Annotated in this window: 9 protein-coding genes; 5 read left to right on the top strand and 4 right to left on the bottom strand. The window is 72.1% G+C overall.

Going from position 1 to position 8066, the window contains the following annotated elements:
- Window positions 1-118 precede the first annotated feature (118 nt).
- Entirely contained in the window at window positions 119-451 is a 333-nt protein-coding gene (locus tag H3C53_07695; GenBank protein ID MBW7916545.1) for a nucleotide pyrophosphohydrolase, read from the top strand.
- A gap of 39 nt (window positions 452-490) precedes the next feature.
- Here the strand turns inward: H3C53_07695 and H3C53_07690 are convergent, their stop codons facing one another.
- The 3 genes from H3C53_07690 to H3C53_07680 all read right to left on the bottom strand — a co-directional run bounded on the left by H3C53_07690 (window position 491) and on the right by H3C53_07680 (window position 2621).
- On the bottom strand, window positions 491-898 hold the full coding sequence (locus H3C53_07690; GenBank protein MBW7916544.1) for a hypothetical protein: 408 nt from the start codon (window positions 896-898) through the stop codon (window positions 491-493).
- 109 nt (window positions 899-1007) lie between these two features.
- Window positions 1008-1829: a pyridoxine/pyridoxal/pyridoxamine kinase gene (gene pdxK, locus H3C53_07685; protein MBW7916543.1), complete on the bottom strand. Its 822-nt coding sequence runs from the start codon at window positions 1827-1829 to the stop codon at window positions 1008-1010.
- Complete coding sequence (locus H3C53_07680; GenBank protein ID MBW7916542.1) at window positions 1830-2621, bottom strand: YggS family pyridoxal phosphate-dependent enzyme; 792 nt, start codon at window positions 2619-2621, stop codon at window positions 1830-1832. It lies immediately after the preceding gene.
- Window positions 2622-2696: 75 nt separating this feature from the next.
- On the opposite strand from H3C53_07680, the gene H3C53_07675 reads away from it, so the two are divergent.
- The 4 genes from H3C53_07675 (at window position 2697) to H3C53_07660 (ending at window position 7258) form a co-directional block, all read left to right on the top strand.
- Window positions 2697-3392 carry a response regulator transcription factor gene (locus tag H3C53_07675; GenBank protein ID MBW7916541.1) on the top strand — a complete coding sequence of 232 codons (696 nt, stop codon included), beginning with the start codon at window positions 2697-2699 and terminating at the stop codon, window positions 3390-3392.
- On the top strand, window positions 3389-4423 hold the full coding sequence (locus H3C53_07670) for a sensor histidine kinase (GenBank protein MBW7916540.1): 1035 nt from the start codon (window positions 3389-3391) through the stop codon (window positions 4421-4423). The genes H3C53_07675 and H3C53_07670 overlap by 4 nt, the downstream gene beginning before the upstream one ends.
- Window positions 4424-4518: 95 nt before the next feature.
- Window positions 4519-5352 (top strand): ABC transporter ATP-binding protein, encoded by an 834-nt coding sequence (locus H3C53_07665; protein MBW7916539.1) that lies wholly within the window; start codon window positions 4519-4521, stop codon window positions 5350-5352.
- Window positions 5327-7258 (top strand): FtsX-like permease family protein, encoded by a 1932-nt coding sequence (locus tag H3C53_07660; protein MBW7916538.1) that lies wholly within the window; start codon window positions 5327-5329, stop codon window positions 7256-7258. The genes H3C53_07665 and H3C53_07660 overlap by 26 nt, the downstream gene beginning before the upstream one ends.
- A 20-nt stretch (window positions 7259-7278) precedes the next feature.
- Here the strand turns inward: H3C53_07660 and H3C53_07655 are convergent, their stop codons facing one another.
- Window positions 7279-7869, bottom strand: coding sequence for a carbonic anhydrase (locus H3C53_07655; protein ID MBW7916537.1), 591 nt, complete (start codon window positions 7867-7869; stop codon window positions 7279-7281).
- Window positions 7870-8066: the final 197 nt, after the last annotated feature.

Raw genomic sequence — 8066 nt, 5'->3', positions numbered from 1 at the left:
AGGGGAGGTCGAAGCTCAGCTGCATGGTGTGTGCGCCCTCCTTCGGCGCTTCGGCCCGGCCGCGCGCGGGTCGACGGCGCCCTGCGGCCGGCTGCCGCGCCGGTTACCGTGTACAGACATGGCAGACGACCTCACCCAACTGACAGCCGACCTCAGGTCATTCGTCAGGGCCCGCGGCTGGGAACGGCACCACGCTCCCAAGAACCTCGTGATGGCGCTGTCCGTCGAGGTCGCCGAGCTACTGGAGCACTTCCAGTGGCTGACGAACGAGGAGTCGGACGCGCTCGACGCCGCCAGCCTCGCGGCCGTGGCCGACGAGGTCGCCGACGTGCAGATCTACCTGCTCGAGCTCGCCGACCGGCTCGGGATAGACGTGGCGGCGGCCGTGCGCGCCAAGATGGTCAAGAACGCCGTGAAGTACCCGGCGCCGGCCGGCGCGCCGCGCGGCTAGTCCGGCCGGGCGAGCGGTCGGCCGCGCGGCGCGCCGGGGTCAGTCGACCCGGGTGGCCGAGAAGGACCCTTCGGCGCGGAAGAACTCGCTGCCGCCGCTGGTGACGCCCACCAGGGAGTAACGGCCGGTCATCGTGTTTCCCTCCACGCTTGCCCGCAGCGTGAACGTCAGCGACCCCTCGGCGGTGGCGGCTCGAGCGTCCACCTCGAGGGTGTTGCCCGTCACGCGGCTAGTGACCGTGTAGTCGAGGAACCCGCCCTCCCACTCGAGGTGGAAGTCGCCGTTGGCGACCTGGTAGTTCCGGTCGACGGTCAGCGTCATCGGGAGCGTGGTGGAACTCCACTCGCCCTGGACCTCGGGCGACGGCGCGGGTCCACTGCAGGCGCCCAGCACGAGGGGGAGGGCGGCGACGGCGAGGATGAAGAGGCGCTGGAACGACGTTCTCATGGCAGGTCTCGCTCCGTTCCGGCAGGGTCGCGGCGCGAGGCGCCGGGTTGGACCGCGTGCCGCGCACACTATAGCCGTCGACGATGAGCACGTCCTGCGGAGCCGCGCCTCAGCTCAGCACGAGCTCCGCGCACCCCAGTCGACTGGTCCGCTCCAGCACGGCGGCCACGCGCTCGTGCGCCGCCCCCACCGCTGCCGCCAGGTCCGTGCCCGCCAGGAGCCCGTGGAGTAGGACGGCGGAGAACAGGTCGCCCGTGCCCTTGGCGGCCGAGGCAACCACCTCATGCGTCACGACCTGGTGCGAATCGGCCGTGACCATCACCACCATCGTCTCGCCCGGGGGCGCGGCCGCCGGCGCGGCGCTCGTGACGACCACCCAACGCGTGCGCCCGCCTAGCAGCTCGCCCGCCGCCGCCACGGTCTCGCTCACCGTGGTGACGGGACGACCGACGAGGCGTTCCAGCTCGAAGGCGTTCGGGGTGAGGCCGGTGGCGAGCCGGGCCAGGGCCGGCATGGCCTGGGGCAAGCCGGCGTGCACGTACAGGCCGCTGTCGCGGTCGCCCATGACCGGGTCGACCACCACGAGGAGTTCGGGTCGCGCCGCTACCATGCGCTCGAGCCAGGCGGTCAACGCGGTCGCCTGCCGTGGCGTTCCCAGGTAGCCGGTGAGGACGGCGCGGGCGTGCCTGAGGGCCCCCCGACGCTCGACGTCCGCCAGGAACCCCTCGAACCACTCCTGCGGTATCGCCCCGCCGCTCAGCGTGTCGTACTGCGGCACGTTGCTCAGGTACACGGTCGGGACGGGCACGACGTTCAACCCCAGGGCCTGGAGCGTGGGCACCGCCACGCTGTTGCCGACGCAGCCGTAGCAGACGTGCGACTGCACCGACACGACGTCCACCGGGAGCGGCGCGAGATCGGCCGGTCTCATCTAGGCGCCCTGGCCGGGCCAGTAGTAGGAGTCGGGCAAGGCTCGGGCGCCGAAGATGGATTGACCGACCCTCACGACCGTGGCGCCCTCCTCGACGGCCGTCTCGAAGTCGCCCGACATGCCCATCGAGAGCTCGTCGAGCCGCACGCCGTCCGGCGCGTCCTGCCTGAGTGCGTCCCGCAGCTCGCGCATGAGCACGAAGCAGCGCCTGACGCGCGCCTCGTCGGCCGAGAAGAGCGCCAACGTCATGAGGCCCTTCACGCGCAGGCGCGGGAAGTTGGGCAGCTCGCGCACGAAGGCCCCCACCTCGTCGGGCCGGAGTCCGAACTTGCTCTCCTCGCCCGAGCTGTTGACCTGCACGAACACGTCGAGCGTGCGGTCCTCGACCTCGAGGCGGCGCTCCAGCGCCTCCGCGGCGCGCAACCCGTCCAGCGCCTGGAACTCGCTCGCGAAGCGCGCGACGTAGCGCGCCTTGTTCGTCTGCAGGTGGCCGATTATGGACCAGCGCAGGTCGGGCAGGTCGTCCAGAGCCTCGTGCTTGCGCAGGGCCTCCTGCACCTTGTTCTCGCCGAGGTAGCGGCAGCCCGCCGCGTACGCCATGCGGATCCGTTCCTCGGGCACCGTCTTGCTGACGGGGAGGAGCCGCACCTCGTCGGGCCTGCGCCCGACTCGCGCGCAGGCCGCCGCGATGCGCGCCCTTACGCCGGCCAGGTTGCGCTCGATCGCGGCGACGCTGTCTGCCGTGGGGGTGTCGTGCGGGTCGTGGGGTGCGGTCTTGTCGGTCACCGCCACGTAGGATAGCCCCTGCGGCCGGCCTGCCGCCCTCGGGTGACCCGGGGCGTGGCCGGGCCGGCGGGGAGGGTAGCCGTGGCGCACCGCGTCTTCATCGTGGAGGACGAGCCCAAGGTCGCCGCCATCGTCGCGGCGCACCTGGCCCGTTACGGTCTCGACGCGCGCCGCGCCGCGCGCTTCGACGACCTCAAGGCGGAACTCGTCGAGGTCGACCCGCACCTGGTGCTGCTCGACGTGAACCTCCCGTACTTCGACGGCTTCTACTGGTGCCGGCAGTTCCGCAGCGTGACGACCGCGCCGATCATCTTCGTCTCGGCGCGCTCGAGCGGCATGGATCAGGTCCTCGCCATGGAGAACGGCGCCGACGACTTCGTGGTGAAGCCGTTCGACCTCGACGTCGTGACGGCCAAGGTAAGGGCGGCCCTGCGCCGGTCGGTCGGCGAGTACAGCGCCGCCCCGCCCCCCGAGGCCGGCCTGGAGGCGGGCGGGCTCGCCTTCGACCCGGAGCGGTTGGTGGCGACTTTCGGCGGGGGGCGCGTCGAGCTGACCCGCAAGGAGGGGCTCCTGCTGGCGGCGCTGATCCGCGCGGGCGGCGCGGTCGTGGAGCGCCGGGCGCTCCTCGCCGCCCTGTGGGACGACGCGGAGTTCGTGGACGACAACACGCTCACCGTGAACGTCAACCGCCTGCGGCGGCGCCTGGCCGAGCTGGGGTTGGGTGACGCCGTGCGCACCGTGCGCGGCGAGGGGTACCGCCTGGAGGTCGCAGCGTGACGCTCCTCGACTACCTGGCCGACAGGCTGGTGCTGATCCTGGGCTTCGCGCTGGGGACGCTCTTCCTGCTCCTCGTCGTCCACCTGTCGGTGGCGCGGCTCGGTCCCGGCACCGCCGGCTACATCGTGCTCCTGGCGGGCGTCTTCGCGGTGGCGCTGCTGACGCTCGACTACGCTCTCCAGGCGCCCTTCAGGCGCGAGGTCCGCCTGCGGCTCCTCCGCGGCGGACGGGCGGCGGCGCGCGGCGGCCGGTCCGCGCCGCTCCCGCCCGGCCGGACGCGGGAGCAGCGGGCGCTCGTGCGGCTGGTCGAGGACGTGACCCGGGAGGGCGCGGAGGAGACGCAGGCCCTGCGCAGCGCCGCGGCCGAGCACCGCGCCTTCCTCGACCTGTGGGTTCATCAGTTGAAGACGCCCGTCACGGTGCTGGGGCTGACGGCGCGCGAGGGGCGCCACGACCCTGGCGCGTGGGACAGCGTGGAGGAGGAGGTGGCGGAGCTCGCGCACGGCCTCGACCTGATGCTGACGAGCGCGCGCCTGGAGCGCTTCGACCTCGACCTGAGGCCGGCCGCGGTGGACCTCACCGAGGTCGCGCGGCGGGCCGTGAACGAGTTGAAGGGTAGCTGGTTGCGGAGCGGCGTGTTCCCCGGCCTGGTCGCGCCCGAGGCGCCGGTGACGGTCGAGACCGATCCGAAGTGGCTCGGGTTCGTGCTGCGGCAGCTCCTGGGGAACGCCATCAAGTATAGCGAGGCCGGTTCGCGCGTCGGGGTGGTCGTCGACGCGTCCGGCGGCTCCGCGCGCCTGAGCGTGGAGGACGAGGGGCTCGGCATCCCGCCGGAGGACCTGCCGCGCGTGTTCGAGCGCTACTTCACGGGCGCCAACGGCCGCGTGCGCAGCGCCTCTACGGGCATGGGCCTCTACCTGGCGGCGCGCGTGTGCGCCGAGCTGGGTCACCGGCTGGCGGTCGAGTCGGAACGTGGCGCCGGCACGACCTTCACGGTGACGTTCGCCACCGCGGGGCTGTTCGGTGGGTGAGCCGCGGCGCACCTTACAGCGGCGTAAGCTTGGGGCGCCGCTGTAAGGCTTGCCGCTGGCACGGGCGCCGGCCCCGCCACTACCCTCTGGGCATGATGACCGAAGCACGACCCTCCCCGCGCGCCGCTTACGAGCCCGGCGCCCCCACCGAAGTCGTCCTCGAGGCGGCCAAGCTGACCAAGGTCTACCGCTCGAGCGCCGCCGGCGCCGCGCACGTGGCACTGGATGCGTTCGACCTGAGGGTGGTCGCCGGCGAGTTCGTCGGCGTCATGGGCCCCTCCGGCAGCGGCAAGTCGACGCTCCTGAACCTCCTCGCCACCATCGACACGCCCAGCTCCGGCGCGGTGCGGATCGGCGGGGTTGACCCCGCCGGCATGAACCCGACGGACCTGGCCCGCTTCCGGCGCCACCGCCTCGGCTTCGTGTTCCAGGACTACAACCTGCTCGAGTCGTTGTCGGTGCGGGAGAACATCCTCCTGCCCCTGGTCCTCGACCGGGTGCCCCTCGCGGACATGCGCGCCCGCCTGGCGGACGTGGCGGCGCTCCTCGGCATCGAGGACCTGCTCGATAGGCGCACGCACGAGATCTCCGGCGGTCAACAACAGCGCACGGCCATCGCGCGCGCCCTCGTCTCGCGTCCGGACGTCATCCTCGCCGACGAGCTGACCGGCAACCTCGACTCGCGGGCCGCCTTCGCGGTGATGGAACTGCTGAGGCGACTGAACGAGGAGCGCGGGGTCACCATCTTGATGGTCACGCACGACCCGTTCGCCGCGAGCTTCTGCAGGCGCGTCGTCTTCATCAAGGACGGCAGGCCCCACAGCGAACTGCGCCGGGCGGGGCAGCGACAGGCGTTCTTCCAACAGGTGATCGACAACCTGAGCGTGCTGGGAGGTGACCCGCGTGACGTTCCGGCAGCTCGCCTTTAACAACGTGCGGGCCAGCGGCCTGCGCTACGCCGCCTACTTCCTCAGTTGCGTCTTCTCCGTGACCCTCTTCTTCGTGTACGCGCAGTTCATCCTCCACCCGGACGTGATGAACGGCGACATCTACGGCGGGAACGCCAGCCGCACCGTCCTCCTCGTGTGTGAGGTGCTGGTCGGCCTGTTCGCGTTCTTCTTCGTCCTGTACTCGAGCGGCGCGTTCTTGAGGGCCCGGAGCGGCGAGTTCGGCCTGCTGTCCCTGCTGGGGACCACCGGTGGCCAGCTGCGGCGGCTGATCTGGCTCGAGAGCACGGTGCTCTCCGGACTGGCCACGCTGGTCGGCATCGGGCTCGGGCTCCTGCTATCGAGGCTGTTCCTGATGGCGATCGCCAGGGTGCTCGGCATGGGGGCGCCGATCCGCTTCCTCGTGGTTCCGGGCGCGGTGCTGCTGACGGCGCTCGTCTTCCTGGTGCTGTTCCAGCTGGTGACGCTCGCGGCGACGCTACGCGTCGGGAGGCGCAGCGTGAAGGCCTTGTTGGTCGGCGCGCGGAGCGAACGCGCCGCGCCGCGCGCTTCGGCGGCGCTGGCGTTCGTCGGTGCAGCGCTGATCGCGGGCGGCTACGTGGTGGCGGCGTCGGCGCAGGGGTCGGCCGTGGTCGTCGCCTTCCTGCCGGTGGTCGCGGCGGTGGTCGTCGGCACGTACCTGTTGCTCGGGCACGGGAGCGTCGTCTTCTTGAGGCGCCTGCAGCGGCGGGAGCGCTGGTACCTTAGCGGACCGCGGATGCTGGCCGTGTCGCAGCTCGTCTACAAGGTCCGCGACAACGCGCGCCTCATGGCGACGATCGCGAGCCTGAGCGCCGTGGTGCTGGCCGGAGCGGGCACGTTCCACATCTTCAGCCGCCAGATAGAACGGTCGATACACGAGCGCTTCCCGCAGGCGTTGAGCGTCGTCGGGCCGGAGCGCGGCGGGGCGGCGGACGGCGGCAGCGTGGCCGGAGGGGTCGACCCGGACGAGGTGGAGGCGCTCCTCGCGCGGCACGCCGTCGTCCCCGCGTCACGGGCGCAGCTCGAACTCGTGTCCGGGACCGCCCTGGTCGATGGCCGCGAGCGGCACGTCACGCTCGTGGCCACCGAGGCCTACCGCGACCTGCTCGACAGGCTCGGGCGCGCCGCGCCGGCGAGCGAGCAGGGCGCGGCCACGCTGGTCCTCGCGCCGCGTGCGACGAGCGCTGCAAACAGGGGCGAGTGGGACACGGACGGCGGCTCGGTGGCGGGGCGGCCCGTCGACCCCGTCGGAACGTTGTCGGTACCCTTCCTAGCGCTCGACGAGTGGTACCTCGTCGACGCGGCCGACCTCGCCCGCCTCGCGCCCCTCGAGCGGGGCATGGCCGCACGGGAGCTGTGGTTGTGGGACTGGCGGCGGGCGGGCCCCGGCGTGGCCGGCCTGGTGGACGACGTGGCGCTGCTCGAGCCGAGCGAGATCGAGGGAGGCGTCGTGAGCGGACGCGAGCTCGCCGGCCGCGCCGCCCGCAGCACCCTGGGGCTGTCGCTGTTCGTGGGCCTGTTCGTGTCGCTGCTCTTCTTCATAGGCGCCGGCAGCCTCATCTACTTCAAGCTGTTCACCGAGCTGCCGGAGGACGGTCGCACCCTGTGGCGCCTGAGGCGCATCGGCGTGACCCCGATCGAGACAGGCCGGTTGGTGACCTGGCAGGTCGCGACCATCTTCTTCCTGCCGTTCGCGCTAGGCGCCCTCCACGCCGCCTTCGCCCTGAAGGCGTTCGGCAACCTCCTGGCGCTCCCCGTGGGCGGGTACACGGCCACGGTGTTGGCGCTCTTCGCGCTCGTGCAGGGCGCCTTCTACCTGCTCACCCGCTGGACGTACATCCGCCAGGTCGAGCGCCTGGCCGCCTGATCCCGGCAGGGACCCGGTGGTCAGCCATCCTCCCCCAACGAGAGCCGGTAGGCGGGCTGCAGGTCGGCCTGACCCCTCACCAGGAAGCGTAGGTCCCGCAGGATGCCGTCGTGGAGGGCGTAGATCCAGGCGCGCACGGTGAGCGGGTGGCCGCCCGCCCACGCCTCCTGCACGATGCTCGTGTGGCACACGTTGCGCGCCTGCTCGATGGCGTTGAGCTCGGCCAGGCGATCGGCGCGCGCGCCCGCGGGCAGGGCATCGAGCGTGCGGGCGTGCTTGGCGGCCACGTCCTTGACGTGCCGCAACCAGTTGTCGAGCAGGCCGTGCCCCTTGCCGTCGAGCGCGGCCGCCACGCCGCCGCAGCCGTAATGCCCCACCACGATCACGTGCTCCACCTTGAGGACCGACACGGCGAAGTCGAGCACGGTCAGCGCGTTGAGGTCGGCGTTGGCCATCACGTTGCCGACGTTGCGGTGCACGAACACCTCGCCGGGGGCTAGACCCGAGATCACGTTGGCGCTGACGCGCGAGTCGGAGCAGCCGATCCACAGGTACCTGGGCGCCTGCTGCGCCTCCAGGCGCCGGAAGAAGTCGGGGTCGCCGGCCACCATTTCGGCGGCCCAGTCGCGGTTGCGGGTGAGGAGATCGGCTGGGTCGGCCACGGTCGATTCTACGCGCTCGGCCCGGGAGCGGCACCGCGAAGCACGAAGTCGGGGGCGGCGACCCCGAGGAGAGCGTCTCTCATGGCGGCAGCGGCTCCGTGCGCCGCCAGACGAACGGGGTGGTCGTCGACACCTTGGTGAGGCCG

Source organism: Trueperaceae bacterium (genome assembly GCA_019454765.1).
In the GTDB taxonomy this organism is placed as follows: domain Bacteria; phylum Deinococcota; class Deinococci; order Deinococcales; family Trueperaceae; genus JAAYYF01.
Note: the sequence above shows the minus strand (reverse complement) of the source record. Positions and strands in the feature narration are given on the sequence as shown.

What these genes read in the sequence shown, in the direction of transcription:
- H3C53_07695 (MBW7916545.1), top strand. Translation starts at nt 119, where the DNA reads ATGGCAGACGACCTCACCCAACTGACAGCCGACCTCAGGTCATTCGTC.
- H3C53_07690 (MBW7916544.1), bottom strand. Translation starts at nt 898, where the DNA reads ATGAGAACGTCGTTCCAGCGCCTCTTCATCCTCGCCGTCGCCGCCCTC.
- pdxK (MBW7916543.1), bottom strand. Translation starts at nt 1,829, where the DNA reads ATGAGACCGGCCGATCTCGCGCCGCTCCCGGTGGACGTCGTGTCGGTG.
- H3C53_07655 (MBW7916537.1), bottom strand. Translation starts at nt 7,869, where the DNA reads ATGGTGGCCGGCGACCCCGACTTCTTCCGGCGCCTGGAGGCGCAGCAG.
- H3C53_07665 (MBW7916539.1), top strand. Translation starts at nt 4,519, where the DNA reads ATGACCGAAGCACGACCCTCCCCGCGCGCCGCTTACGAGCCCGGCGCC.